Source organism: Rhodopseudomonas sp. NSM (genome assembly GCF_052445935.1).
In the GTDB taxonomy this organism is placed as follows: domain Bacteria; phylum Pseudomonadota; class Alphaproteobacteria; order Rhizobiales; family Xanthobacteraceae; genus Rhodopseudomonas.
Genome location: NZ_JBQTCH010000001.1, coordinates 95269 through 120977, shown reverse-complemented (window position 1 = coordinate 120977; position 25709 = coordinate 95269). Strand labels below are relative to the sequence as shown.

The window sequence follows — 25709 nt, the reverse complement described above, 5'->3', positions numbered from 1 at the left end:
ATCAAGGCGCGGCAGCGGCGGGCGGCTCTGACGCCGAGGCGATCTCCAGGCAGCGCGCCATGCCGAAAATCGTGACCTGATGTGCCGCGAGATCGCGTCGGACGAAATCACCATGAAACAATCGGTGGCTAAGCACGGGCGGGGTTTGGCCGGGCCGCGAGGCGCCGGGTCGCGGCGCGACGAGTTCTCTGGAGACAATGATGGCGAAGGCCACGCTGACGATCAGCAGCAAGAACTACTCATCCTGGTCGCTCAGAGGCTGGCTTCTCACCAAATTCTCGGGACTTGATTTCGACGAGATCGTCGTCCCGCCGGACGATGCCGCGGCGCGGGCCGAGATCCTGCTGTTGTCCTCGTCGATCCTGGTGCCGTGTTTGCGCCATGACGGCGCGGAGATCTGGGACACGCTGGCGATCGCCGAATATCTCCACGAAGTCAGGCCCGATGCCGGATTGCTGCCGGCAGAGCGGATCGCGCGGGCGCATTGCCGCTCGATCTGCGGCGAGATTCATTCCGGATTCACCACGCTGCGCGCCTCGCTGCCGGTCAATCTGAAGGGACATTTTCCCGGTTTCAAGATCTGGCCGCGCGCGCAGGCCGATATCGACCGGGTCTGCACCATCTGGCGCGAATGCCTGAGCAGATCGGGCGGGCCTTTCCTGTTCGGCGTGCGGACGACGGCGGATGCGATGTACGCGCCGGTGGTGACCCGGTTCATCACCTACGACGTCAAGCTCGATTCGGATCTTTCGAGCTACGCCCGAACGATCATGGAGATGCCCGAGATGAAGGAATGGATCGCAGCCGCGCAGAATGAACCGGCCGAGATCGAGGAATTGGCGATCTCGCCGTGATGGTGTCGCCGCGTTTGCCGCGAACTGAATCCAGCGATGACCATCGGGCCGCCCGTTAACGATTCAACGGCTTTACAGTGGGAGCGTGGTTTGCGGGACGGCAGATATCGCGCCGCGATCGTGATCGTCACCGAGATGTGGGGCGTGAACGGCCGGAACAGCCGATTCGCAGTGATTCGGCCCCGCTTCGTTCCGCCCGCGTTCCAGAAGTTAAGATCAGTCAGTGAAGCTGTCGCAACCCGGGACACCGAGCTCCGGAAACCAGCGCGTCGCCATCCGCGCGCTCGCAACCGAACAGCTGCGGACTAGCATCCGTTTCCAGCCGGCGGCCGTTTAACGAATAGCAGAGCATTAAACCGAGTTCTGCCACCAGCGCGAGCAAGGTCTTGTAGGCACATCCGTCGAACGGGCCGATATCTTGGGCGTGAACGGCGGGAACAGCCGATTCGCAGTGATTCGGCCCCTTTTCGTTCCGCCCGCGTTCTGGAAGTTAAGATCGGTCAGGAGGGCTGTCACAACCCGGGACAACTCATTCTGGCCCGTGCAAGGCGCTCGCTGCTGGAGCTCGGCGCGGCCAGTAACCTCTCTCCGCGCCTCCTTAACGAATTTACGGGTTTCCACCATTGAAGTCAGCTCATCGATGCCAGCGCGCTTGTGGGCGTGACGTCTGATCGTGTCGATATCTTGGGCGTGAACGGCCGGAACGGCCGATTCGAAGCGATTCGGCCCCGCTTCGTTCCGCCCGTGTTCCAATCGTTAAGACACGTCAGCAGGACTGTCGCAAACCGGTACAGAACCTCGCCGCGCTCAGCCCTGCAGGCCTTGCGCCCTGGCGGCGAGGCCGCGGCGGAAGGCCCGGTCGCGCTTCAGGTGCCATTCACGGCTCATCGCGTCCTGCCGGCGGGTGAAGCGTTCGCTGTGGAGCAGCACCCAGCTCCGGCCGCGCGTCGAGCGGGCGCCGGTGCCGGCGTTGTGCTGCGTCAGCCTGCGGTCGAGGTCGAGCGTCCAGCCGACATAGGTCAGGTATCGGCTCGGGCCGGCGCAGCCGAGCACATAGACGAAGCATTCTTCGACGAAACATTCTTCGACAGGATCCTGCATCCGGCGAAATTCGCACGCGGCGGCGAGTCCGGCAATCCGCCGCGGCTTCCGCGCGTTGACAGCGGCGCGCCGAGCCCGCTTGCTGGCTTCACAAACTGCAGATGGAGAACACGATGACCGGCCGAACGATGATGGTGGCGATGCTGATGATGCTGGGCTGGGGCAGCGTGGCGGCCGCGCAGGACGTGCCCGGCATCGAAATCTGCACCGCCGAGAGGACCATGGAGCGCCGCACCAGCTGCCTGCAGAGCAACGTCGATTTCCTGCACAAGACGATCGACAAGACGCGGCTCGATCAGCAGCAGAAACTCGACGCCGCCAACCGGCAGATCGAGGCGCTGAAGACCGCGCTGGCGGCGATGCAACAGACCGTCGCGCAATTGCAGGCGGGGTCCAAGAAGCCCGAGCCGGCGGCCGCGCCGGCCAAGGACGGCGCAACGCCGAAGTCCGACGCGAAGTAGTACGCAAGGCACGATTCCGTTCGGCGGAATTCCGCCGCGCGGCTCGGCTTGGCAATACGGGTAGATATGACCTAACATCGCCTTCCAAAGAGCAGTGTGTGCGGCACTTCAATCCGCCCTGCAATAATAACAACCATCGGGAGGATCCATGTCCAACATCCGCGTTCTCGCCACCGACCTGGCGTTTCCCGAAGGCCCGGTGGTGATGCCCGACGGCTCGGTGGTGCTGGTGGAGATCCGCGCGCAGCAGCTCACGCGGATCTGGCCCGATGGCCGCAAGGAGGTCGTCGCCAAGGTGCCGGGCGGCCCCAACGGCGCGGCGATCGGACCCGACGGCCAATGCTACATCTGCAACAATGGCGGGTTCGGCTGGTTTCCGTCGCGCGGCACGATGATGCCCGGCGCGCCGGAGCCGCACGAATATATCGGCGGCTCGATCCAGCGGATCGATCTCGTCAGCGGCAGGGTCGAGACGCTGTTCGACAAATGCGGCGAGCATCCGCTGAAAGGGCCGAACGATCTGGTGTTCGACAAGCATGGCGGGCTGTGGTTCACCGACCTCGGCAAGCGCCGCGCCCGCGACCTGGATGTCGGCGCGGCCTACTACATCAAGCCCGGCATGACCGAGATCACCGAGCAGGTGTTCGGTACGCTGCCGCTGAACGGCATCGGCCTGTCGCCGGACGAGATCACGATGTACGCAGCCGAAACACCGACGGCGCGGCTGTGGGCTTTCGACATCGTGTCGCCCGGCGAGGTGAAGCCGCGCGACGTGATCTATCGTGGCGAGAAGGGCAAGCCGATCGCGGGGCTCGGCGGCTATCAGATGTTCGACTCGCTCGCGGTCGAGGCGGGCGGCAATGTCTGCGTCGCGACGCTGGTGTCCGGCTGCATTTCGGTGATCGCGCCGGATGGCACGCTGGTCGAGCAGGTGCCGACCGGCGACCGCGTCACTACCAACATCGCGTTCGGGGGCCCCGAGCTCAAGACCGCCTACATCACACTGTCCGGCAAGGGCGAACTGGTCGCGATGGACTGGCCGCGCCCCGGCCTTCCGCTGAATTTCCTGAACAAATAGTCGCCCCGTCGGGACGCGGCGTCTCCGACACCATGCCGGACCCGCCCCGAGACGCGCCTATTGTTTCAGCACGTCGCTCCTGAATTCACCGTCGTTCATCGGGACAAGCCCGGTCGTCGCGGAGTAAGGGAGGGCGGCAAATTCATCAAGGAAATGGCAATGCCCTGGCTCGAACCCGTCACCCTCAGCGGCCCTCACGCCACACTGGAGCCGCTTCAGCCAGCGCATCGCGACGGGCTGATCGAGGCGGTGCAGGACGGCGAGCTGTGGAAGCTTTGGTACACGGCTGTGCCGGCGCCGGACCGGATGGAGGCGGAGATCGCCCGCCGGCTGGCGCTGCAGGCGCAGGGCGCGATGCTGCCCTGGACGGTGAAGGACGCCGACGGCCGGATCGCCGGCATGACGACCTATATGAATGTCGACGCCGCCAACCGCAGGGTCGAGATCGGTTCCACCTGGTACGCGCAACGCGTGCAGCGCACCGGCCTGAACACGCAGTGCAAGCTGTTGCTGCTGCAGCACGCCTTCGAGGCGCTCGACTGCATCGCGGTCGAATTCCGTACACATTTCTTCAACCATCAGTCCCGGCGCGGAATCGAGCGGCTCGGCGCCAAGCTGGACGGCATTCTGCGCAATCACCAAATTGCGCCGAACGGAACGTTGCGCGATACCGTAGTGTACTCGATCATCGCTGCGGAGTGGCCGACGGTGAAGGCGCACCTCAACTACCAGCTCTCCGGCAAGCCACGGTCGGCCGCGTCCGGCGCCGGTTGATATCGATCAAGTTCCGGCGTGCTAATTGCCCGTCGAAAGAATGATCGACGAAACAGCCTTTGTTTGATCTACATCATTCTGTGATGTGCCCAACGCCGCCATCTTGCTGCCATGCCGTTTTATCGCTTCCACGTCCGTGACCCGATCAACCGCGTCGATGGCCCGGGCCACGACGGGGCGGCGCTGGCTGACGATATCGACGCCACCCTGTTCGCCGCCGGCGTGATCCAGCGGCTGGTGCAATTGCAGCCGACGGTGCCGCTCACCTGGTCGATCGAAATCATGCAGGACCAGCGCAAGGTCTGTGCGCTACCGTTCGACAAGGGCTGCCAGGTGATGCTGCGGCCGGAGTGGGTGTGCGATCAGCCGACCGACGTGCACGAAGGCTGGCGCTGAGTCTCCGCAATTAGCTCCGGGTGGTGCGTCACCTCTCCCCGCGCGCGGGGAGAGGTCGGCTCGGCGCGTAGCGCTGAGCCGGGTGAGGGGGCGCTTCCGCGGGTCTGAGCTTTTCGAATTCGTAGTGCGGTGTGGGTGAAAAGGCTGGCGCTCGGCTGCGGGGTGACGCCCCCTCATCCCACCCTTCTCCCCGCGCGCGGGGAGAAGGAGCAGGCTGTGCCTGGTGCGACTTACCTCGTCACAGAAGAACTCTCTCCCTACGCCGCCGCACCGGGCAAGCGGTCCGGCCGGTACAGCGTATCGATCGTCACCGTGCCGCGGGCGCGGGAGACGCAGGGGCAGATCTTGCCGCTGTCATGCTTCTGGTCGGCGCTGAAGAACACGTCGCGATGGTCGATCTCGCCGTCCACGCCAGCGACGTCGATGGCGCAGACGCCGCATTCGCCGCGCTCGCAATCGGAAATCACCTCGAAGCCGGCGGCGTTCAGTGCATCCAGCATCGAGCGGTCGCGCGGCACCACGATCTCGTTGCCGGTGGCGGCGATGCGGACGCGGAATTCGGTGGTCGGCAGCCGGCCGCTGGAGCCGAAGGTCTCGAAGCACAGGTCGCTCGCCGGCCGGCCGGCCTGATGCCAGGCGAGCCGCGCCGCCTCCAGCATCCGCAGCGGACCGCACAGCACGGCGATCGCGTCGGGCGGCAGTGCGCGGAAGGTGGCGTCGAGGTCGAGGCGCGCGCCGTCATCGCCGGCGTGGACGGCGAGCCGGTTGCCGACCAGGGCGGCGAGTTCGTCGAGCAGCGCGGCATCGCGGCGGGACTTTACCGCATAGTGCATCGTCGGCGCGCGGCCCTTGCGCGCCAGCGCGGCGGCGATGCCGAGCATCGGCGTGACGCCGATTCCGCCGGCGATCAGGCAGTAGGTCTTGCGCGTCCAGTCGATCTCGAACAGCGAGGTCGGATTGGTGATCTCCAGCCGGTGACCTGCCTGCAATGTCCACATCGTGCGTGAGCCGCCGCGGCTGTCGTCGGTGAGGCGGACGGCGATGCGCAGCATCCCATCCGCCCCGCAGGGGATCAACGAGTAGCTGCGCCGCTCCGGCCGCCCGTTGATCAGCAGGGAGACGTTGATGTGGCTGCCGGGCGGCCATGTCGTGGCCGGCGCATCCGGTTTCAGCACGATCTCCCGGATCGTCGGCGCAAGATCGCGCGTCGCCATCACGGTGGCGGAGCTCCAATGTTCTGCGAAGCGCATGCGACCTCCGTTACTTGTCCGCGGGCGACGTCAGCAGCGTCAGCGCCGGCAGCAGATCGAGATGGGTACGGTTGCGCAGCGCGAGGCGCAGATTGCGCGCCGCCAGCCGGGCGTGCTCGCGCATCACCGCCTCGGCGCGCGCGCCTTCGCGGTTCTCGATGGCGTCGACCACGATGCGGTGGTGATCCTGCGCGATCATCAGAATCTGGTGCGCCTCCGGCAGCGCCGACTGCGCCATCACGAATCCGCTGGGCGACGCGAAGGGCAGGGCGGCGACGCGGTCGATCTGTCGCATCACCGGGGAGGAGCCGGACAACTCGTTGAGCAGCGCGTGGAACCGCGCGTTCAACGTGACATAGGACGAAAATGCCTCCACCGAGACCGGATCCTGTTGCACCAACTGATCGATGTCGGCGAGGCATTCCTTCAGCGGCTCGAGTTGCCGGGCGCTGACGCCGCGCTCGGCGGCGAAGCGCGCGGCGAGGCCTTCCAGCGTGCCGCGTAGTTCGATCGCGTCGAGGATGTCGCGCTCGGAAAACGCCTTGACCATGAAGCCGCCGGACGGGATCGCCTGCAGCAGGCCTTCGTCCTCGAGCCGCACCAGCGCCATCCGCACCGGCGTGCGCGACACGCCGGTGATCTCGACCGCCTGCAATTCGGAAATCCGTTCGCCGGCGCGGAGCCGGCCGGACAGCAGCATGTCGCGCAGCGCGAGTTGCGCCCGCACCGTCTGCGACATCGCGCGGTCGGCGACCTTCTCGTTCATCGCTTACTCCGCCGCCTGCAGTCGCGGCGCGGCTTCCTTCGCCGCCAACCGGTCGATCAGTCGGCGCGACCATATCGCGCCGGCGTCGATGTTGAGATTGTAGAACACGCGATCGGGATTTTCGGTCATCGCCCGCTGCTGGGCTTCGAGGATGATCTCGTCCTCGCGGAAGATGCCGGAGACGCCTTCGCGAATTTCGGTCGTGAGCCGCTGATCGCCGAGCCGATAATTGCGCACGAACGCCCAGAAGTAGTGACAGGTGGTGTCGGTCTCGGGCGTCATGGTGTTGAGGACGAAGCCGTTGACGCCCTGCGAGCGGTCGCCTTCCGGCGCCCCGCTGTCGGTGGGCGCCACGCCGACGTCGATCGTCACCGTGCCGGGCGCCTCGAAGCGGATGATCTGCCAGCGGTCGACGAGGCCGGGCTTGCGCAGCTGCGCCGCCCAGAACGGCGGCGCCTCGATGCCGCGCATCCAGCGCGTCACGGTGACAGTCCTGTCGCCATGCGTGACGTCGAATGGCGCCTCGGCCACGGCCTCGTTGCCGATCGAGGAGCCATGCACATAGGTCTCGTGGGTGAGGTCCATCAGATTGTCGACCACCAGCCGCCAGTCGCATCTGGCGTGGATGGTCTTGCCGTCGCCGGCCCATTCCGGATCGTCGTTCCAGTGCATGTCGGGGACGAGCGAAGGATCGGCCAGCACCGGATCGCCCATCCACAACCAGACGAAGCGATGCCGCTCGACCACCGGATAGGAGCGCACGCAGGCCGACGGATTGATCGTCTCTTGCGACGGCATGTAGGTGCAGCGGCCCTGCGGATTGAACTTCAGCCCGTGATAGCCGCAGACCACGGTGTCGCCTTCGAGCCGGCCCTTCGACAGTGGCACCAGCCGGTGCCAGCAGGCGTCCTCCAGCGCGGCGACGCTGCCGTCGGCCTTACGATACATCACCACGTGTTTGCCACAAATCGTGCGCGGCAACAGCGCGTGCCTGATGTCGGCGTCCCACGCCGCAGCGTACCAAGCGTTGAGCGGAAAGGCGGGCATCGTGGCCTCCCTGAATGTTATCGCTGAGTCCAAACTGTATACATAGAAGGTAAAATGACAAGGAATTTCGGCGAAAACCGGGGCGGTGGTTTGTTAATGTATACAGTCTTAGGGTGGTCGCTCGCTCTCACGAACGTCCTTAACAATTTGCATTCAACTAAAAGTAGGCCCTTCCCCCTGGGAACTTCTCTCCCCATCTTTTGGATCGCTGGGGCTTCTAAAAAGGGAGTTTAACGTGGGTAATCCGTGGGGGCGCTTGGGAGCGCCAATGATCCAGCCGAAAAAGGATGAGCTTAGGGAGTGGCTTGCCGAAGCGCGTGATGAAGCAAAGCAGCAACGACGACTCCGTCGGGCTGCGGAGTACAAGCTGTTACTTGCAAAACGAAAGCTCGGTGAACTCGTCCTTGAAGGCAAGATTGCCGTGTCAGCAGAGAGACTTGGCGAGCTCGTTCTTGAAGATTTAATCGAAGAAGAGGTTCAGGTGAGTCCATTGATTCGCCAGAAACTGATTGCGAGATAGACATAGCTCGCAAGAGCTTGGCGACATGTGGAAGCCTGCATGTCGCCAAGCTTATGCAGGAATCCGCAGTGCCGAAGAACGGTCTGCAATAATCTTGGATTCCGGGTTCGCGCTACGCGCGCCCCGGAATGACGACGTGAGAGATTGCTACACTTCCCGCCGGCTCAGAAACGCCAGTCGTTCGAACAGATGCACGTCCTGCTCGTTCTTCAGCAGCGCGCCGTGCAGCGGCGGGATCAGCTTGCGCGGGTCGCGTTCGCGCAGTTGCTCCGGCGACATCTCTTCATTCAGCAGCAGCTTGAGCCAGTCGAGCAGTTCCGAGGTCGACGGCTTCTTCTTCAGACCCGGCACGTCGCGCACCTCGAAGAAGATCTTCAGCGCCTCGGCCACCAGCCGTTGCTTGATGCCGGGGAAGTGCACGTCGACGATCGCCTGCATGGTGTCGGCGTCGGGGAACTTGATGTAGTGGAAGAAGCAACGGCGCAGGAACGCGTCGGGCAATTCCTTCTCGTTGTTCGAGGTGATCATCACGATCGGGCGCTTCTCGGCCTTGACGGTCTCGCCGGTCTCGTAGACGTGGAATTCCATCCGGTCGAGTTCGAGCAGAAGGTCGTTCGGGAATTCGATATCGGCCTTGTCGATCTCGTCGATCAGCAGCACCGGGCGCTGGCCGTGGGTGAACGCTTCCCACAGCTTGCCGCGCTTGATGTAGTTGGAAATGTCGGAGACGCGCGGATCGCCGAGCTGGCTGTCGCGCAGCCGCGACACCGCGTCGTATTCGTAGAGGCCCTGCTGCGCCTTGGTGGTCGACTTGATGTGCCAGGTCAGCAGCGGCGCGTTGAGCGCCTTGGCGACTTCCTCGGCCAGCACGGTCTTGCCGGTGCCGGGCTCGCCTTTCACCAAGAGCGGCCGTTCGAGGACGATCGCCGCATTGACGGCGACCTTGAGATCGTCGGTCGCCACGTAATCCTTGGTGCCGGTGAATTTCATGCGTTTTCTGCCTCGTCTGTCATCAGGCGCGCGCGCCGTTCTTGTTGCTTTTGTCGTGAGCGCGCGGCCGCGGACGGCGGCCGCACATCGCTGTAAACTTTGGTATCAGGCTCTGCGGATCATGGCCAGCAGCACCAGGACGATCACCGCGCCGATCGACGCGTTGATGATGGCGCGGAAGATGCCGGTGCCGAGATTGACGCCGAGGAACGGCAGCAACCAGCCGGCCACCACCGCGCCGACAATGCCGATCGCGATGTTGCCGATCAGGCCGAACCCGCCGCCGCGTACCAGCAGTCCCGCGAGCCAGCCCGCGATCGCGCCGACCAGCAGCCAGACGATGATGGAATCGATCCCCATGACAACCCCCAAGTGATTCTGTGTTCAGCCGGCCATATGAGGCCAAGCCCGGGGACTTTAGTCGAAAAACCCGCGAGGTCTAGGCAGTGAAGCCGGCGGCCGGGTCGGCTCAGGCGGGCGTGCCGGTCCGGGTGGCCGCGTCGGGGACCAGCGACCCGGCGTCGCCGACATAGGCAGGCGCCACGACGCTGCAATCGCGGCCGCGCCGCTTCGCCTCGTAGAGCGCGATGTCCGCACAGCGGAGCAACGTCGCCGGGTCGCAGGCGCCTGCGATCTTGCCGGCGATGCCGATGCTCACGGTGAGTTTGCCGCGCGTCGCGCTGGGGTTGACGATATCGAGCGCCCGGACGGCCGCCTGTAGTTCCTCGGCGAAGCCGATCGCGGCTGCCATTGCGGTGTCGGGCAGGACGATGGTGAATTCTTCGCCGCCGTAGCGCGCAGCGAAGCCCTCTGCGCCTGCCGCCGTCCCGGCCAGCAATCGACCGAGTTGCCTGAGAGCGTCGTCGCCGGCGTGGTGCCCGAGATGGTCGTTGAAGCCTTTGAAGTCGTCGACGTCGATCATCAGTACCGACAGATCTTGCCTCGCCTCGAATTCGCTGGCGATGAAATCGTCGAGCGCACGGCGGTTCGGCAGGCCGGTGAGGGCGTCGGTTCTGGCCATTTCCGCGAGGCGGGAATTCAGCGCCTCGACTTCGTCCTCCATCTCCTTGCGCCGGGTGACGTCGCGCAGCGTGCAGACGATATTCCGCTGCGGCCTGTCGTCCTGGCGGGTGAATCTGAAATTGGCCTCGAGCCAGACGAGCGTGCCGTCGGCCCGTTCCATGCGGAATTCGGCGCGCAGGCCGTTGGGGGCATGAGGCAGACGCTTGCCGATCGACCGGAGTCCCGCGACGTCGTCGGGGTGCATCATGTCGAGATAGACGCGGCCGAGCATCTCCTCGGGGCTGAAGCCGAGCACCGTCTCGACCGACATCGACACGAAGGTCAGGACGCCCTGGCCGTCGAGCACAACGACCACGTCGCCGATGTTCGCGTCGATCAGGCGATGGCGCGCGTCGCGCTCGCGCAGCAGTTTCTCGAAGCGCTCGCGGTTGCGCAGTTGTACCGCGAGCCCGGCAGCCAGCAGCACGATGCAGGCGAGCACCGCCGTCGCCACCACCGCGTCGGAGCGGACCGCCTCGCGCCAGTCCGCCAGCACCGACATTTCGGTGCGTGCCACCGTGACGACGAGCGGATAGCGGGAGAGTTGCTCGTAGGCATAGTATTTGGTGAGGCCGTCGAACGGAGAGGTTGCGAGATTGTATCCGACGGGGCTGTGCGGCAGCAGACTCTCGAACAACTGGCTCTTCGACAGGTCACGCCCGTCCTTCGTCGGCGGCCAACGAACCACGACCTTGCCGTCGCTGCTGGACAAAGTGATTCCACCGCCGGCGCCGAGATTGAAGGTCTGGAAGAATTCGTTGAAATAGTCGCTCTCGATGGTCGCGATCACAATTCCGGCGAAGGCGCCGTCGCCGTCTTCCAGACGCCGCGTCACCGCAATCACCGGTTGGCCCGACACGCGCGAGACGATCGGGCCGGTGATCCGCAGCTTGGGGTCGGCATGATCCCGGTGGTAGACGAAGTAGTCGCGGTCGGCACTGTTGATAGCGGGAGACGGCGTGATCGACGCGTATTCGACGTCGCCTTTCGCGTTCAGGGTCGCCAGTTCGTTGATCTGCTGCAGCTTGTCCGAAATCTCCCGCAGCCGCGCATTGAACGATCCGCGATCGGGAAACGGCTGGAACCGAAGAAAGGCGACGATATCGTCCATCACGACGTCGGCCGCCTGAATCGTGTGGGTGGCGTGTTCGGCGAGCGAATGCGCCAGATTGCGCATCTCGGTCTCGCTCTGGGCCAGCGCGTTGCGTCTTGCGTCGTAGCCCTTCCAGACCACGAGCGCGAGCACGCAGGCGCTCATCGCCAGCACGAACATTGTGACGATCAGCGCCGGCGTCGACAGCCGGCCGGTCGGATTGGACGATGGAAGGATGCGGGAGATCATCGGCCTGTGGGGGCTTCGTTGCGGGCACAGCAGTGCACCGGCGTTGATTACCCAACCGATAATCCGATCGGTCCGATTGAGGGCATTCGCGGTTCCTGGCGGAGTTTTCAACAACCGCTGCGAATGTATTGCACCTTGACGAGCGCGCAGGGTCGGGCAATCTGTCGGCCATGTTCCTTCAGTTTTTCACGTCGCTGCGCGACGCCCAGGTCCCGGTCACGCTCCGCGAATATCTGACGCTGATGGAGGCGCTCGACGCCGACCTGGCGGACCAGAGCGTGGAGAATTTCTACTATCTGTCGCGCTCCGCGCTGGTGAAGGACGAACGCAATCTCGACAAGTTCGATCGCGTCTTCGGCAGCGTGTTCAAGGGACTGGAGAATCTGCTCGACGCCATGGAGAAGGCGGAGATTCCCGCCGAGTGGCTGAAAAAGCTGGCGGAGAAATATCTCACAGAGGAAGAGAAGAAGCAGATCGAGGCGATGGGCTGGGACAAGCTCATGGAAACGCTGCGCGAGCGCCTGAAGGAGCAGAAGGAGCGGCACCAGGGCGGCAACAAGTGGATCGGCACCGCCGGAACCTCGCCGTTCGGCGCCGAGGGCTACAATCCGGAAGGCGTGCGGATCGGCCAGGAAAAGAGCCGCCATCAGCGCGCGGTCAAGGTGTGGGACAAGCGCGAGTTCAAGGATCTCGACGGCAATGTCGAGCTCGGCATCCGCAACATCAAGGTGGCGCTGCGCCGCCTGCGCAAATTCGCCCGCACCGGCGCGCCGGACGAACTCGATCTCGACACCACTATTCGGGAGACCGCCAATCACGGCTATCTCGACGTGCACATGCGGCCGGAGCGGCGCAACGCCGTCAAGGTGCTGGTGTTCTTCGATATCGGCGGATCGATGGATTCACACGTCGCCCAGGTCGAGGAGCTGTTCTCGGCGGCGAAGAGCGAATTCAAGCACATGGAATATTTCTACTTCCACAACTGCCTCTATGAAGGCGTGTGGAAGCAGAACAAGCGGCGCTTCACCGACCGGACGCCGACCTGGGACGTGCTGCACAAATTTCCCCACGACTACAAAGTGGTGTTCGTCGGCGACGCCTCGATGTCGCCTTACGAGATCATGGTCCCCGGCGGTTCGGTCGAGCACGTCAACGAGGAGGCGGGTTCGGTCTGGCTCGACCGCGTGCTGCGGACCTATCCGCACGCCGTCTGGCTCAATCCGGTGGCGCAGCGGCACTGGGACTACTCGGAGTCGACCACGATCATTCGCCGCCTGTTCTCGGAGCGGATGTATCCGATCACGATCGAGGGACTCGAAGGCGCGATGCGCGAACTGGTCCGCTGAGAGACAATCTTCCAGGCGTCATTCCAGGGCGCGGGCGCCAGCTCGCGAACCCGGAATCTCTGCGATCACAACAGCGAGATTCCGGGTTCGCGTTTCGCGCCCCGGAATGACTGAGCGAACCGATAAGAAACGACGCAAGGAACGACCATGCCCCAGACCATTACGCGCGGTATCAAGTCGCTGCTCGACGAGGCCAACGCCCAGATCGAAACGATCGGCACCGCGGACGCGATCGCGCTGCATCAGGCCGGCCCGGGCAGCGACGTGGTGATCGTCGACATCCGCGATCCGCGCGAGATCGAACGCGACGGCCGCATTCCGGGATCGTTCGCCTGCACCCGCGGCATGCTGGAATTCTGGATCGATCCGGAAAGCCCCTATGCCAAGCCGGTGTTTCAGGGCGACAAGAAGTTCGTGTTCTATTGCGCCGGCGGGCTGCGCTCGGCGCTGGCGGCGAAGACCGCGCAGGACATGGGGCTGAAGCCGGTCGCGCATATCGAAGGCGGCTTCGCCGCGTGGCGCGACGCCGGCGGGCCGGTCGAGGCCTGGGTGCCGAAGAAGCCGAAAGGCTGAGACGAAGCGGCGCGCTCGGGCTTGACCGGGACGGCGGTTTTCTCAATGACCATGCGGTGCCGGACAGCTTCCGGCGTTGCTGTCTTTCTTGCGCCTGCGGCGGAGACTTCCCGATGACTGCTACCGACGACCCGCTGGTCTCCACCGAATGGCTTGCCGCGCATCTCGGTGATCCCAGGGTGAAGGTGCTCGACGCCTCGTTCAAAATGCCGGGCGTGCTGCCGCGGCCTGGGGACGACTATCTCGCCGCGCACATTCCCGGCGCGATGTATTTCGACGTCGAGGAGGTCTGCGATCGCGCCGATGCGCGGCCGCATATGTATCCGGACGCCGCGCAGTTCGCACGCGACGTCGCAGCGATGGGCGTTTCGTCCGGCGACACCGTGGTGGTGTACGATGCCGGCGGCTGGGTTGCGGCGCCGCGGGCATGGTGGATGTTCCTGTCGTTCGGCCACGCCGACATCCGCATCCTCGAAGGCGGATTGAAGAAGTGGCAGGCGGAAGGCCGACCGACCGAGTCCGGCAGGCCGTCGCCGAAACCCGGCACATTCAACGCAAAACTGGATCCGAACTATCTGCGCAGTCAGGAGCAGATGGTCGCCAATCTCGACAGCGGCGCCGAGCAGGTGATCGACGCCCGCGCCGCTGATCGCTTCGAGGGCCGCGTGCCGGAGCCGCGCCCCGGCCTGCGGGCCGGGCACATCCCGGGCAGCCGCAATCTGCCGTACAATGAATTGTTCGACGCAAGCACGGGTCTGATGAAGTCGCGGGACGAATTGCGCCAGGCCTTCGCCCGCGCCCGCGTCGATCTCGGTCGTCCGATCGTCACGAGCTGCGGCTCCGGTGTATCTGCGTTGGTGTTGACGCTGGCGCTGTATCGGCTCGGCATCCGCGGCACCGCGCTGTACGACGGTTCGTGGTCGGAATGGGGCACGGCCGATGGTCCGCCGATCGCCACAGGGCCGGCGTGAGTTGAGGGCTTTGTCAGGTTGGGGGCAGTCCGAACGGCGATTGCTCCGTTGACGGGCGGGTGGCCACCGGGCGCGCACGCCGCCCCTCGACCTGCCGGCGCCGCTTGACCTTGCCCTTGGCCTGCGCCGGATTGCCGGCCTTCGGCCCTGTCGCCGCCGGCTGCTCCGCTTTCGATGCAGACTCGATCGAGCCGGTCGATTCCGGGGTGCCGGACTTCGCGGCTTGATCTGCCGCCTCGGTTTCAGGTTTGGCCGGCTGCTCGAATGACTGCGCGACCGGCTTGGTCGGAGCTCGCGGATCGGGCTTGGGAGTCGGGATCGGGCCGGTGAGCGCTGCGACCTGCGGCAGATCGAGCGCCACGGGCTCGCTCTTGGCCGTCTCCGGCGTCGCAACGTCGGTGGACGCGTGCGGTGGGTCTTGTTCGATCGCCGTCGCGGGCGCTGCCGGCTTTTCGGCTTCCATCGCGGCGGCTTCCGAACGGGCCGGCTCCGGCCTGGTCGCGGTCTCGGGGACATTCGCCGGGGCGGCCGCCTCCTGCGCTGCCGTAGCCGCCGGTCCAACTTGTTGGCCGGCATCCTGCGGCCTGTCCTGCTCGGCCATCGCCGGCTTGGCCACGGTCTGCTCGGTCATAATCTGCTCGGTCGCGGACAGGGCAGGCTGATCCGGCGCGTTGGTCTCGGGTCGCTTCGGCTCGGCCCCGGGCAGCGCCGTGATCGTATCCGGTAGGGCCGGCCCCGCAGCTTCGGATGCGCCAAGATCGGCGGCTTGCAGCGATGGCTCCGTCGCCTGCATGGCCGGTGCTGCCTTCGGCTGTTCGTCCTGCCTTGTCGGCTCGATCGCCTGTGGTTCGACCCGCAACAGGCTGAGTGTCGGCATCGCTGGTTCGGCCGTCCTCATGGCCAGCGCGATCTGAGCCGGCCGGATCGACCGGACGTTGGCAAACTGCTCGTGAGAGGCGCGCAGCAACGCCGCGGCGCCAAGCCCAAACACCAGCAGCGACACCGCAAGCGCAACCGCCGCGAACAGGAACCGGACTCCGGGAAGCATCTCGGGTTCATTCCATCTTCGGCACCGAGCGCGCGAAGACACTTGAGCAACACCAACGCGGCGACCACACGACCCCTGACCGCCAGGCACGCAATGCCGGCGGCGAATCAGAGCAGATCGAGAATAGCGCAATGGATTCTCAGCACCGCGCGAAAATTTGCGTCGCGCGACCTGGCGTCGAGTCCGCGGCTCGCTTGTCGGCCGGCTGGTCGAAGCAGTCCGCAATGATCGGAAAAGCCTGCAAACCCTTCGGTGGGTGGACTTCGACGCATCAATACGCGACAAATGCAGCACAGACCTTCAAATAGGGTCGAATTTGGCGTGATTGTGCCGGTCTTGTCTTGAATGTGCCGTGATCCTGCGGCATCTGCCCGATGACGATCCGGTCTCGGCTTCGATTTACAAACGGGCGATGATGAACAATCGAATCTTGACGTTGTTGGCGACGGTTGCGGCGATCTCGGTCGGAACATCGATGGCGCATGCGCAGAGTTATCCTGCCGCGCCTGGATCCTACGCGACATCGGCGCCGGGCGACTATCGTCAGGAGATGCCGAATTTCGACAATATCGACGACGAGGACGGCGCCGGGCCCTCCGCGGCGCTGCCGCCGCCCGGTCCGGTGACGCTGCAGGACGATTCGCGCTATGGTCGCCCCCTGGGCGCGCCACCTGCCTATTCGGATCGCGCTCCCGTGCCGCAAGGTCCGGTGATGTCGCCGGACGATCCGCGCTATGGCCGCCCGATGGCCGCGCCGCCTGTTTATTCGGATCGCACGCCCGCGCCGCAAGGTCCGGTGATGTCGCCCGATGATCCGCGCTACGGCCGGCCCGCCGGTCCGCCGTCGGTGATCTATTCCAATCGCGGCGACGGTTCGCTGCGCCCGCCCGAGGGTGTCGGCGCCGGACAGCCGGGCGTTCCCCAGGTTGCGACCGGCTCGGTCCCGCCGGCTCCCCAGATTGGCGCCGATGGACGGCCGCTACAGGTGGCCGCACTGCCGCCGGAAGAGCAGCCGGACGCCGATCAGGAGTTCCAGCTGCCGCCGCATCTGCGTCGTCAGGAGGTCGCGTTCCAGACCAAGGAGCCGGCCGGCACCATCGTCGTCGATACCAGCAACACCTATCTGTATTACGTTCTCGGCAACGGCCGTGCGATGCGCTACGGCGTCCGCGTCGGGCGCGACGGGTTCACCTGGAACGGCGTGCAGAAAGTCAGCCGCAAGGCGGAATGGCCCGATTGGCATCCGCCGACCGAAATGATCGAGCGCCAGCCTTATCTGCCGCGCTTCATGGCCGGCGGCCCCGGCAATCCGATGGGCGCCCGGGCGATGTATCTCGGCTCGACCGTGTACCGAATCCACGGCACCAACCAACCGTCGACGATCGGCAAGTTCGTGTCGTCAGGCTGCATCGGCATGCTGAATGACGACGTCAGCGACCTGTTCGAACGCGTCAAGGTCGGCACCCGCGTGGTCGTGCTGCCGGGCGGCGCGCCGTCGACTCCGACCGCCAGCGCGCAGCAGCCGGTCGCGTCGGCCGCGTCCGCGCAACAGTCGCAGATGTCCATCCCCGGCGCACAGCCGACCTCGGTGGCGCCGCTGCCGGCGCCCGTCACGATCCGCTGACGTCTCGCCCGATCATCAACAGAACGCCCGTACAGAACAATCTGTGCGGGCGTTCTGCTGTTTGCTGAGCCACCAGCCTGCGGCGGGGAGTTTTCAGGTCTGGCGCGGCGGCCCGATGTTGCCGTGCTTGGCGCGCCAGGCCGGTCCGGGACCGCGCATGTAGTGCAGCTCGGGGCGGTAGGGGCTGAACGCCTGGACGAAGAACTGGCGCCAAAACGCGAGGATTTCGCTCATCCACCCCGCACGGCTCCGCCGGCCGACAGCGTTGGGCTGGGCAGACGCGCTTGATGGTAGACTTGCCATGGGGCTCCCCGGCTTCAGCGCCATTGAGGCGAAAGGGCGCATCGGCGCAGCCTTCACGGCGAGTGTTCGCCGGGGTCATTAAGACTTTGTGCGAATTGTCGGATTCCGAGCCCAATGGCGCGGACAGGCTGAATGATTGCTTAACGTTCGGCGCGCTCGGGTTGCCCTTTGCCGGACGCACCGTTACATCAGCCACAACAAATCCCCCGCAAGCACCGCTTTCAAGGACCATGATGGCTCGCCAGTTCGTTTACTTCATGCAGGGCCTGACCAAGGCCTATCCGACCCGCAAGGTGCTGGATAACGTTCATCTGTCATTCTATCCCGACGCCAAGATCGGTGTGCTCGGCGTCAACGGCGCCGGCAAATCGACCCTGCTGAAGATCATGGCGGGGATCGACAAGGAATACACCGGCGAGGCCTGGGTCGCCGAAGGCGCCCGCGTCGGTTATCTCGAACAGGAACCGCAGCTCGATGCCGCGCTGAACGTGCGCGAGAACGTCATGCTCGGCGTCGCCAAGCAGAAGGCGATCCTCGATCGCTACAACGAACTGGCGATGAACTACTCCGAGGAGACCGCCGACGAGATGACGGCGTTGCAGGACCAGATCGAGTCCGCCGGGCTGTGGGACCTCGACAGCCAGGTCGATCAGGCGATGGACGCGCTGCGCTGCCCGCCGGACGACGCCGACGTCACCAAACTGTCGGGCGGCGAGCGTCGCCGCGTCGCGCTGTGCAAGCTGCTGCTCGACCAGCCCGAACTGCTGCTGCTCGACGAGCCGACCAACCATCTCGACGCCGAGAGCGTGTCGTGGCTCGAGAACCATCTGCGCAACTATCCGGGCGCGATCCTGATCGTCACCCATGATCGTTACTTCCTCGACAACGTCACGTCCTGGATCCTCGAGCTCGACCGCGGCAAGGGTATTCCCTACGAGGGGAACTACTCGTCGTGGCTGGTTCAGAAGCAGAAGCGGCTGCTGCAGGAAGGCCGCGAGGATGCGGCCCACCAGAAGACGCTGGAGCGCGAGCAGGAGTGGATCGCCTCATCGCCCAAGGCTCGGCAGGCCAAGTCCAAAGCGCGCTACCAGCGCTACGATGAGCTGCTCGCCAAGGCCAGCGAGAAACAGACCCAGACCGCGCAGATCATCATCCCGGTCGCGGAGCGGCTCGGCAACAACGTGGTCGATTTCGAGCACCTGACCAAGGGGTTCGGCGATCGCCTGCTGATCGACGACCTGACCTTCAAGCTGCCGCCCGGCGGCATCGTCGGCGTGATCGGCCCGAACGGCGCCGGCAAGACCACGCTGTTCCGGATGATCACCGGGCAGGAGAAGCCCGACCAAGGCACCATCACCGTCGGTGAGACCGTGCATCTCGGCTATGTCGATCAGTCTCGCGACGCCCTCGACGGCAAGAAGACGGTGTGGGAGGAGATCTCCGGCGGCAACGAGCAGATTCTGCTCGGCAGGAAGGAAGTCAATTCGCGCGGCTATTGCTCGTCGTTCAATTTCAAGGGCGGCGACCAGCAGAAGAAAGTCGGCTCATTGTCCGGCGGTGAGCGCAACCGCGTCCACCTCGCCAAGATGCTGAAGTCCGGCGCCAACGTGCTGCTGCTCGACGAACCGACCAACGACCTCGACGTCGACACGCTGCGTGCCCTGGAAGAGGCGCTGGAGGATTTCGCCGGCTGCGCCGTGATCATCAGCCATGACCGCTGGTTCCTCGACCGTATCGCCACGCATATCCTGGCGTTCGAAGACGACAGCCACGTCGAATGGTTCGAAGGCAACTTCCAGGACTACGAGAAGGACAAGATGCGCCGCCTCGGCCAGGACGCCATCATCCCGCACCGGGCGAAGTACAAGAAGCTGACGCGTTGAGGCGCGTACTGAGAGAGGTGGGGGCGCGCGCTATCCCACCTTCTCGCTGAGCCACATCTTGATCAGCGACTGATACGGCACGTCGCGCTTGTTGGCCGCGACCTTGATCTGCTCCAGCAATCCGACAGGGAGGCGGAGCGAGATCGAAACCGTCGACGGCTTCAAGTTCGGGAAATTGACCCGGACCGCCTTCGACAGGTCGAAGTAATCCGCGGTGTCGTGCGTTTCCCAGAATTCGCGTTCCTCGGCCTCGCTGGCGAAGTTCGGGACCTGCTTAAACTTCTTGGCCATATCGCGCGCGCTCCCTTGCGCTCATCGGTCGGGCAGATATCACTCGCAACAGCGCGCCATCCTGGCGCAGTGTGAAGCTGATCTGGATAAGGCGTCCGGCATCCGTCTTGCCATAAGCGTGGTATCTCGCTTCTGATCGGCTGTGCGCCGGGTCGTTGACCAGCAGCAGCGGCGTGTTGCCGAAGACCTGCTCGGCTTCCCCGCGGGTGACCGCGTGTTTCCGGGTGCTCTTGCTCGAGTTGCCCTCGTCCCAATCGAACCCGACGACGCCGTTCAGATCGACCATCTGTATATGCCACAAATATACAATCATCCGAGGATATTGCAAAATCCCGCCGGATCAATAGGTTTCCAGCCGACTCGGGGGCACGAGGGTGGAGTTGAATGGCCGACTGGAATGCCGAGCAGTATCTGAAGTTCGAGGACCAGCGCACCCGGCCGGCGCGGGAGCTGCTGGCGCAGATCCCGGTGACGGCACCGCGCAAGGTCGCCGATATCGGCTGCGGGCCCGGCAACTCGACCGCGCTGCTGGTCGAACGCTGGCCTGAGGCCCCGGTGATCGGCGTCGATACCTCCGCCGACATGCTGCGCCAGGCCCGTGAGCGGCTGCCGCAGCATAAATTCGTCGAGGCCAACGTCGCACACTGGGCGCCGCCGCCCGAAACCGACGTGCTGTTTGCCAACGCGGTATTTCAGTGGGTGCCGGATCATCTGAAGCAGCTGAAGCGCTTGTTGGCGGGACTCGACGAGGGCGGTGTCCTTGCGGTGCAGATGCCGGACAATCTCGACGAGCCGTCGCACGTCATGATGCGCGAGGTGGCGTTTCAGGAGCCATGGCGACACCAGCTCTCCCAGGCCGCCGAACTACGCGACCTGCTGCCCAAGCCGGGCGCGTATTACGATGCGCTACGGCCGCTGTGCAGCCGGCTGGACATCTGGCACACGGTCTACAACCACGTGCTCGACGACGCGGCTGCGATCGTCGAATGGGTCAAGGGCACCGGCCTGCGGCCGTTCATCGACCCGCTCGATCTGCACGAGCGTAAAGCCTATCTCGCCGCCTACACCGCGCGGGTCGCCGCCGCCTATCCGCCGCAGTCCGATGGCAAGGTGTTGCTGCGGTTTCCGCGAATATTCATGGTCGCAATCAAGTAACGGCCCGCGCATTCGCGATCGTCGGCTGCGGTTAATCGCCGCTCCCAGGCGTCTCGACAGAATCGAACGGAGTTCCCACTTGAGAGGTCCCCAATCTTGCCCGCCTGGAGCTTCCCCACATGTCGATGACGCCCGAGACGCCGCTGCCGCCGAAAGGCATGGGGCTGCGACCGATTCCCATGTTGATCTTCGGCTCGCGCTGGCTGCAATTGCCGCTCTATATCGGGCTGATCGTCGCCCAGGGCATCTACGTCGTGCTGTTCTTGAAGGAGCTGTGGCACCTGTTCCAGCACTCCTTCGACTTCAGCGAGCAGCAGATCATGCTGGCGGTGCTGGGGCTGATCGACGTGGTGATGATCTCCAACCTGCTGGTGATGGTGATCGTCGGCGGCTACGAGACGTTCGTGTCGCGACTCAACCTGCAGGGCCATCCGGACGAGCCGGAATGGCTCAGCCACGTCAATGCCAGCGTGTTGAAGATCAAGCTGGCGATGGCGATCATCGGCATCTCCTCGATCCATCTGCTGCGCACCTTCATCGAGGCGGGGACGCTCGGCGCGCCGGGCCGGGTCGGCGGCTACACCGAGACGGGCGTGATGTGGCAGACCATCATCCACACCATCTTCATCCTGTCGGCGATCGGCATCGCCGTGGTCGACCGGATATCGAACCAGGCGATCGACGAAGCGAAGGCTCATTCCGGGAAGCACTGACGAAGCGTGCCGTTGCCGCTGTCGCCACTATGGGCGCGGCGCTGTGGTTGACGCTGGCACCGGCCGCGCAGGCGGCCGATGCCGGCTTCACGCGCTTCGTCGCCTCGCTGTGGCCCGAGGCGCAGCAGGCCGGCGTGTCCCGCGCGACGTTCGATGCCGTAACGGCGGGGCTCGAGCCGGACTACAAGCTGCCGGACCTGATCCTTCCGGGGCGGCCGAAAACCGGGGCGCCGTCCCAGGCCGAGTTCGTCCAGGTGCCGGCCGATTATCTCAAGGAATCGCGGATCGAGAGCCTGGCCGCACACGGCCGCGGCTTGCTGCGGAAATATCGCCCCACGCTCGGCGCGATCGAGCAGCGCTTCGGCGTGCCGGCGACGGTGGTGCTGGCGATCTGGGGCCGCGAGACCGACTACGGCCGCTACAGGCTTCCCTACGATGCGGTGCGGGTGATGGCGACGCAGGCCTATGTCGGCCGGCGCAAGGAGCAGTATCGCACCGAGTTCATCATGGCGATGAAGGTCATCGATGACGGCGCTGTGACACGTCAGGGGATGCGTTCGTCATGGGCGGGAGCCACCGGACTGACGCAGTTTCTGCCATCGGAATACTACAAGCACGGGGTCGATCTCGACGGCGACGGCAAGGTCGACATCTGGCATTCGGTGCCGGACGCGCTCGCCTCGGCGGCACAGCAGCTCGTCAACAAGGGCTGGAAGCCGGGTGTTCGCTGGGCCTATGAGGTGCGGGCACCGGCGAATGCCGATTGCACCAGGGGTGTGCCCGAGGTCAGCCAGCCGATCGGGCAGTGGCTGCGTGACGGATTCACGCTGGCCCGCGGCGGCAAGCTCGACGCCAGCGAACTGGCGGAGCCCGCGTCACTGCTGCAGCCCGAGGGCATCTACGGCCCCGCCTTCCTGACGACGAACAACTACTTCGTCATCAAGCAATACAACTTCTCCGATCTCTACGTGCTGTTCGTCGGTCATCTCGCCGACCGCATGACCGATCCGCGACCGTTTGCGACACAATGGTCAGCGACGAAGCAGCTCCGCACCACCGATGTCGAAGCGATGCAGCGCGGGCTGACGCGGCTCGGTTTCTACAACGACAAGATCGACGGCAAGGCCGGCATGCTGACCCGCGCCGCGCTGGGCGCGTATCAGAAATCCGCGCGGCTGAAGCTCGATTGCTGGCCGAGCGAACCGGTGCTGCGCTCGCTCGAGGCGACACGCTGAATCGGCTGACGCAACACCCACCAAAAGCAGAACCCGGCCGATCGCTCGGCCGGGTCGATGAACTCTTGTGGCAACGACTTTAGAATTCGCGTGGCGCGGTCAGGTCAGGCCGATCAATCGCAGACTTCGACCGGGCGCGAACGCCAGACGCCGCGATAGTCGTCCCAGAAACGCTGGCGGACGATGCGGCAGGCCGGCTCCTCGACATACACCGGCGCCGGCGCGCCATAGGCCGGACGGCTGGCCGCAATCGCGCCACCGAGCAGAGCGCCGCCGATCAGGCCGCCGGCAACGCCGGCTGCGATCCGGCCACCATCCGCCTTCGCGTCCGGAACCGCCGTCATGAGCGAGCCAGCGAGGGTCGCGACCGCAACCAGGATCGAAACAGTCTTCTTCATTTGTCTCTCCAGAGTAGCGCCGCGACCGGCGCGCGTTGATGTAACTCGCAAGGCCGACCGCACAGCGCCAGGAAAGCGCAATGCCGTCAATCGTCGCAGATTAGCTGCCGATCACTGTCCCTCAAAAACGGTCTTTTTCGGGCCACCCCAGGGCAGAAGCCCCCAGCCCGATTCGGGGAAGTGGAGTTTGGTTAGTCGGCGCAGGTGCCTGAAGGTTCAATCTTATTCGCAGACGCGGACCTGTCGGAGCCGCCAGGCATAGCCGTCCCAGAATCGCTGCTGCTGCCAGTAACAGCCGCCATAATAGCCGGGTTCGACCACATAGGCAGGGGCCGGCCGGTAATAGCGGGGTCCGTATCCGTAATAGCCGGGGCCGGCGACCGCGCCGCCGACAATGGCGCCGCCGAGAAGCCCGGCGGCAAGTCCCACGCCGAAGCCGTCATGCGCCTGTGCCGGGGCCGGCGAGCCGACCGATGCGATCCCCAGCGCCGCCGCTGCGGCCAGCACCATCAATGGTTTCCTCATGGCGTCACCCTTCGATCTCCGTCCGTCGCGACGGGCACTCTACGTCACCGTCGCAGGCAGAAGGTTCCACGATACTGTTGAACGATCGATGAATGGAGCAGTCCCGGAGTGGCCATGTTTTCGGCTTGGATGCTGCAGCGCGTTGTGTCGGTCAACGTCCGAACCTGGGCCCGCTGCAGCGCAGACCAGTTGTGGAACGCGATGATGATGGTCCATGATCTCTCCTGAACTAAACTTGTCGCGCCGATCGAAGCGGTGCGCCGCAGGCGTTTGAGAGAGATCAAGACGGCTCATGGAGTTTGGAATAGCTTCAAAACAGCCGTTTTCCTTTTGCTTCGGACCTATCTCTTCACTATCGAAAGCTCGCACCGTCATCATTGGGACTGCTGAAATTCCATGATCGTCTGTTCCTGCAACGTCCTCACCGATCACGACGTCCGTAGCGCGTTGAATCCCGACGGCGGGAACGCACGCAGCGCCGGCGAGGTTCATCGTTGCCTCGGCTGCAGCCGCCAGTGCGGCCGCTGCATGCACACCATCAGGAAGATCATGAACGATACCGGCTGCCCGGCCGGACACGCGCACGCCCACGTATCCTGAACCCTGCAAACGCGTTAGGCCCCTGCAATCGCGGGGATTGCGATTCGTTGGGATTCTGATCTAGAATTATTCCAATTCTAAACTGGAATGGCGCGCCGGTGAATTGCCGGGCTGCGCAGTTGTGCGACAGGAGAAGTCATGAAGGGCGATGCCAAGGTCATCGAATATCTCAACCGCGGTCTGCGGAGCGAGCTGACGGCGATCAGCCAGTACTGGTTGCATTACCGTTTGCTCGACAATTGGGGGCTGAAGGACCTCGCCAAGGTCTGGCGCAAGGAATCCATCGAGGAGATGGAACATGCCGACAAGCTGACCGATCGGATCATCTTCCTCGATGGCTTCCCCAACATGCAGGTGCTGGATCCGTTGCGGATCGGCCAGAACGTCAAGGAAGTGCTGAACTCCGACCTGCAGGCCGAGATCGGCGCTCGCGAACTGTATCAGGAAGCGGCGACCTACTGTCACAGCGTCAAGGACTACGTTTCGCGCGACCTGTTCGAGCAACTGATGAAGGACGAGGAGCATCACATCGATTTCCTCGAGACCCAGATCGAACTGGTCGGCCGGATCGGCGTCGAGCTGTATCAGCAGCACCACATTGGCGAACTCCACGACTGATCGAAAGCATCGGCGCGTATCCCGTTTCGGGGTGCGCGCCGTATCCGGTCGATCCCGGGTCACATCGTCCGGGTCACAGGAGCCTTGATCGGGCAGCCTTCATCGAGTTGCCTTGATAACTCCCTTGATTTGATAACTCCCTTGATCAAGTCGTCCGGCGCGCGGGGGGCGGCGACAGCGGACAGTCCGCATAAGCAGCCTCGATCGCCGGCTCGGCGCCGGCGACGTTGAACTCCACCGAACTGACGCCTGCATTGAGTGAGCGGATCCGGACGTAGAGTCTCGTCGAGCCGCGCAGATCGTCGATGAATTGCTGTAAGGCGGCGGCGTCTTCGATGACGATGACCCTGTTACCGAACAGAACGCGGGACTCGACGGCGTCACGTCCTGGCTTGTCGTCGAAGCGGTAGCCGAGGCTGGTGTTCCGGTCGGAGCCGATCCTGAAGGCGAAAGCGATCTTCGCGATCGGACGCTTCTCGAAACAGGTGAGTTGCAGGCTGGCGTGACGGATCGCCGAGTCGGTGCTGTTGGTCGCGCCCCAAACCCGCGTGAACGCGCCAGAGACCGGCGTACCGGTAATCCGATCTGGCCTCTGATCGATCAGCCAGCTTCCGGACCGGGACGTCCCGGCGTCGGTGACGCATCCGGCCAGTATCGCGACTGCGCCATATGCCGAAACCCGCAACAGGATACGCAACGAACCACGCAACGCAGCCTCCCACCCTGGTTCCATTCTGCAACCATGACGGGTAGTAAGCAAGGGGATTTGAAATCTGGTAGTATCG

The 25709-nt window shown here is 64.5% G+C and carries 32 protein-coding genes; 16 read left to right on the top strand and 16 right to left on the bottom strand.

Annotated elements, in window-relative coordinates; translation table 11 throughout:
- Position 1: 1 nt before the first annotated feature.
- On the bottom strand, positions 2 to 232 hold the full coding sequence (locus ACTZWT_RS00580; protein ID WP_444767785.1) for a hypothetical protein: 231 nt from the start codon (positions 230 to 232) through the stop codon (positions 2 to 4).
- On the opposite strand from ACTZWT_RS00580, the gene ACTZWT_RS00575 reads away from it, so the two are divergent.
- A complete protein-coding gene (locus ACTZWT_RS00575) occupies positions 201 to 854 on the top strand; it encodes a glutathione S-transferase family protein (RefSeq protein WP_444767784.1) in 654 nt (217 codons plus the stop codon). The genes ACTZWT_RS00580 and ACTZWT_RS00575 overlap by 32 nt on opposite strands.
- Positions 855 to 1661: 807 nt before the next feature.
- Here the strand turns inward: ACTZWT_RS00575 and ACTZWT_RS00570 are convergent.
- Entirely contained in the window at positions 1662 to 1955 is a 294-nt protein-coding gene (locus tag ACTZWT_RS00570) for a GIY-YIG nuclease family protein (protein ID WP_444767783.1), read from the bottom strand.
- Positions 1956 to 2068: 113 nt separating this feature from the next.
- Here ACTZWT_RS00570 and ACTZWT_RS00565 point away from each other — a divergent pair, with 113 nt between their 5' ends.
- From ACTZWT_RS00565 to ACTZWT_RS00550, 4 genes are all read left to right on the top strand, one after another.
- Positions 2069 to 2416 (top strand): hypothetical protein, encoded by a 348-nt coding sequence (locus ACTZWT_RS00565; protein ID WP_444767782.1) that lies wholly within the window; start codon positions 2069 to 2071, stop codon positions 2414 to 2416.
- A gap of 148 nt (positions 2417 to 2564) precedes the next feature.
- The gene (locus ACTZWT_RS00560) at positions 2565 to 3494 is read left to right on the top strand and encodes an SMP-30/gluconolactonase/LRE family protein (protein WP_444767781.1); all 930 of its coding nucleotides are present in this window, start codon (positions 2565 to 2567) and stop codon (positions 3492 to 3494) included.
- Between the two features lie 159 nt (positions 3495 to 3653).
- The gene (locus tag ACTZWT_RS00555) at positions 3654 to 4268 is read left to right on the top strand and encodes a GNAT family N-acetyltransferase (RefSeq protein WP_444767780.1); all 615 of its coding nucleotides are present in this window, start codon (positions 3654 to 3656) and stop codon (positions 4266 to 4268) included.
- A 111-nt stretch (positions 4269 to 4379) separates the two neighbouring features.
- Complete coding sequence (locus ACTZWT_RS00550; RefSeq protein ID WP_322517841.1) at positions 4380 to 4664, top strand: hypothetical protein; 285 nt, start codon at positions 4380 to 4382, stop codon at positions 4662 to 4664.
- 257 nt (positions 4665 to 4921) lie between these two features.
- Here ACTZWT_RS00550 and ACTZWT_RS00545 read toward each other — a convergent pair whose 3' ends face one another.
- Genes ACTZWT_RS00545 through ACTZWT_RS00535 form a run of 3 tightly spaced genes read right to left on the bottom strand, consistent with a single transcriptional unit; the run spans position 4922 to position 7727 of the window.
- Positions 4922 to 5914: a PDR/VanB family oxidoreductase gene (locus ACTZWT_RS00545; RefSeq protein WP_444767779.1), complete on the bottom strand. Its 993-nt coding sequence runs from the start codon at positions 5912 to 5914 to the stop codon at positions 4922 to 4924.
- Between the two features lie 10 nt (positions 5915 to 5924).
- The gene (locus tag ACTZWT_RS00540; RefSeq protein WP_444767778.1) at positions 5925 to 6680 is read right to left on the bottom strand and encodes a GntR family transcriptional regulator; all 756 of its coding nucleotides are present in this window, start codon (positions 6678 to 6680) and stop codon (positions 5925 to 5927) included.
- A 3-nt stretch (positions 6681 to 6683) separates the two neighbouring features.
- Positions 6684 to 7727, bottom strand: a complete 1044-nt coding sequence (locus tag ACTZWT_RS00535; protein WP_444767777.1) for an aromatic ring-hydroxylating dioxygenase subunit alpha — start codon at positions 7725 to 7727, stop codon at positions 6684 to 6686.
- A 268-nt stretch (positions 7728 to 7995) separates the two neighbouring features.
- On the opposite strand from ACTZWT_RS00535, the gene ACTZWT_RS00530 reads away from it, so the two are divergent.
- Entirely contained in the window at positions 7996 to 8247 is a 252-nt protein-coding gene (locus ACTZWT_RS00530; RefSeq protein ID WP_444767776.1) for a hypothetical protein, read from the top strand.
- A gap of 147 nt (positions 8248 to 8394) precedes the next feature.
- On the opposite strand, the gene ACTZWT_RS00525 is transcribed toward ACTZWT_RS00530, so the two are convergent.
- The 3 genes from ACTZWT_RS00525 to ACTZWT_RS00515 form a co-directional block, all read right to left on the bottom strand.
- Complete coding sequence (locus ACTZWT_RS00525; RefSeq protein WP_444767775.1) at positions 8395 to 9237, bottom strand: AAA family ATPase; 843 nt, start codon at positions 9235 to 9237, stop codon at positions 8395 to 8397.
- A 105-nt stretch (positions 9238 to 9342) separates the two neighbouring features.
- Entirely contained in the window at positions 9343 to 9597 is a 255-nt protein-coding gene (locus tag ACTZWT_RS00520) for a GlsB/YeaQ/YmgE family stress response membrane protein (protein ID WP_444767774.1), read from the bottom strand.
- 109 nt (positions 9598 to 9706) lie between these two features.
- Positions 9707 to 11641, bottom strand: coding sequence for a sensor domain-containing diguanylate cyclase (locus ACTZWT_RS00515; RefSeq protein ID WP_444767773.1), 1935 nt, complete (start codon positions 11639 to 11641; stop codon positions 9707 to 9709).
- Between the two features lie 170 nt (positions 11642 to 11811).
- Between ACTZWT_RS00515 and ACTZWT_RS00510 the strand changes: the two genes are divergently transcribed.
- From ACTZWT_RS00510 to sseA, 3 genes are all read left to right on the top strand, one after another.
- On the top strand, positions 11812 to 12987 hold the full coding sequence (locus tag ACTZWT_RS00510; RefSeq protein ID WP_444767772.1) for a vWA domain-containing protein: 1176 nt from the start codon (positions 11812 to 11814) through the stop codon (positions 12985 to 12987).
- Positions 12988 to 13134: 147 nt separating this feature from the next.
- Positions 13135 to 13560 carry a rhodanese-like domain-containing protein gene (locus tag ACTZWT_RS00505; RefSeq protein WP_444767771.1) on the top strand — a complete coding sequence of 142 codons (426 nt, stop codon included), beginning with the start codon at positions 13135 to 13137 and terminating at the stop codon, positions 13558 to 13560.
- A gap of 113 nt (positions 13561 to 13673) precedes the next feature.
- The gene (gene sseA / locus ACTZWT_RS00500) at positions 13674 to 14531 is read left to right on the top strand and encodes a 3-mercaptopyruvate sulfurtransferase (RefSeq protein ID WP_444767770.1); all 858 of its coding nucleotides are present in this window, start codon (positions 13674 to 13676) and stop codon (positions 14529 to 14531) included.
- A gap of 13 nt (positions 14532 to 14544) precedes the next feature.
- On the opposite strand, the gene ACTZWT_RS00495 is transcribed toward sseA, so the two are convergent.
- Positions 14545 to 15534 carry a hypothetical protein gene (locus ACTZWT_RS00495; protein WP_444767769.1) on the bottom strand — a complete coding sequence of 330 codons (990 nt, stop codon included), beginning with the start codon at positions 15532 to 15534 and terminating at the stop codon, positions 14545 to 14547.
- A gap of 457 nt (positions 15535 to 15991) precedes the next feature.
- Between ACTZWT_RS00495 and ACTZWT_RS00490 the strand changes: the two genes are divergently transcribed.
- Positions 15992 to 17203 (top strand): L,D-transpeptidase family protein, encoded by a 1212-nt coding sequence (locus ACTZWT_RS00490; protein ID WP_444767768.1) that lies wholly within the window; start codon positions 15992 to 15994, stop codon positions 17201 to 17203.
- Positions 17204 to 17296: 93 nt separating this feature from the next.
- Here the strand turns inward: ACTZWT_RS00490 and ACTZWT_RS00485 are convergent, their stop codons facing one another.
- Positions 17297 to 17506, bottom strand: a complete 210-nt coding sequence (locus ACTZWT_RS00485) for a hypothetical protein (RefSeq protein ID WP_444767767.1) — start codon at positions 17504 to 17506, stop codon at positions 17297 to 17299.
- A 233-nt stretch (positions 17507 to 17739) separates the two neighbouring features.
- Between ACTZWT_RS00485 and ettA the strand changes: the two genes are divergently transcribed.
- Positions 17740 to 19389, top strand: coding sequence for an energy-dependent translational throttle protein EttA (gene ettA, locus ACTZWT_RS00480; protein ID WP_444767766.1), 1650 nt, complete (start codon positions 17740 to 17742; stop codon positions 19387 to 19389).
- A 30-nt stretch (positions 19390 to 19419) separates the two neighbouring features.
- On the opposite strand, the gene ACTZWT_RS00475 is transcribed toward ettA, so the two are convergent.
- Complete coding sequence (locus ACTZWT_RS00475; RefSeq protein WP_444767765.1) at positions 19420 to 19680, bottom strand: BrnA antitoxin family protein; 261 nt, start codon at positions 19678 to 19680, stop codon at positions 19420 to 19422.
- Entirely contained in the window at positions 19664 to 19966 is a 303-nt protein-coding gene (locus tag ACTZWT_RS00470) for a BrnT family toxin (protein ID WP_444767764.1), read from the bottom strand. The genes ACTZWT_RS00475 and ACTZWT_RS00470 overlap by 17 nt, the downstream gene beginning before the upstream one ends.
- 98 nt (positions 19967 to 20064) lie before the next feature.
- Here ACTZWT_RS00470 and tam point away from each other — a divergent pair, with 98 nt between their 5' ends.
- The 3 genes from tam (at position 20065) to ACTZWT_RS00455 (ending at position 22783) form a co-directional block, all read left to right on the top strand.
- Positions 20065 to 20835, top strand: coding sequence for a trans-aconitate 2-methyltransferase (gene tam, locus ACTZWT_RS00465; protein ID WP_444767763.1), 771 nt, complete (start codon positions 20065 to 20067; stop codon positions 20833 to 20835).
- A gap of 119 nt (positions 20836 to 20954) precedes the next feature.
- Entirely contained in the window at positions 20955 to 21548 is a 594-nt protein-coding gene (locus ACTZWT_RS00460) for a TIGR00645 family protein (protein ID WP_444767762.1), read from the top strand.
- 29 nt (positions 21549 to 21577) lie between these two features.
- Entirely contained in the window at positions 21578 to 22783 is a 1206-nt protein-coding gene (locus ACTZWT_RS00455; RefSeq protein ID WP_444767761.1) for a lytic murein transglycosylase, read from the top strand.
- Positions 22784 to 22896: 113 nt separating this feature from the next.
- On the opposite strand, the gene ACTZWT_RS00450 is transcribed toward ACTZWT_RS00455, so the two are convergent.
- From ACTZWT_RS00450 to ACTZWT_RS00440, 3 genes are all read right to left on the bottom strand, one after another.
- A complete protein-coding gene (locus ACTZWT_RS00450; RefSeq protein WP_322517819.1) occupies positions 22897 to 23181 on the bottom strand; it encodes a hypothetical protein in 285 nt (94 codons plus the stop codon).
- Between the two features lie 222 nt (positions 23182 to 23403).
- Entirely contained in the window at positions 23404 to 23706 is a 303-nt protein-coding gene (locus tag ACTZWT_RS00445; protein WP_444767760.1) for a hypothetical protein, read from the bottom strand.
- 39 nt (positions 23707 to 23745) lie between these two features.
- Positions 23746 to 24084 carry a hypothetical protein gene (locus ACTZWT_RS00440; protein ID WP_444767759.1) on the bottom strand — a complete coding sequence of 113 codons (339 nt, stop codon included), beginning with the start codon at positions 24082 to 24084 and terminating at the stop codon, positions 23746 to 23748.
- An 18-nt stretch (positions 24085 to 24102) separates the two neighbouring features.
- Here ACTZWT_RS00440 and ACTZWT_RS00435 point away from each other — a divergent pair, with 18 nt between their 5' ends.
- Positions 24103 to 24306 (top strand): (2Fe-2S)-binding protein, encoded by a 204-nt coding sequence (locus ACTZWT_RS00435; protein ID WP_322517816.1) that lies wholly within the window; start codon positions 24103 to 24105, stop codon positions 24304 to 24306.
- Positions 24307 to 24444: 138 nt separating this feature from the next.
- Complete coding sequence (bfr, locus tag ACTZWT_RS00430) at positions 24445 to 24924, top strand: bacterioferritin (protein ID WP_444767758.1); 480 nt, start codon at positions 24445 to 24447, stop codon at positions 24922 to 24924.
- A 145-nt stretch (positions 24925 to 25069) separates the two neighbouring features.
- On the opposite strand, the gene ACTZWT_RS00425 is transcribed toward bfr, so the two are convergent.
- Positions 25070 to 25633, bottom strand: a complete 564-nt coding sequence (locus ACTZWT_RS00425) for a hypothetical protein (protein ID WP_444767757.1) — start codon at positions 25631 to 25633, stop codon at positions 25070 to 25072.
- Positions 25634 to 25709: the final 76 nt, after the last annotated feature.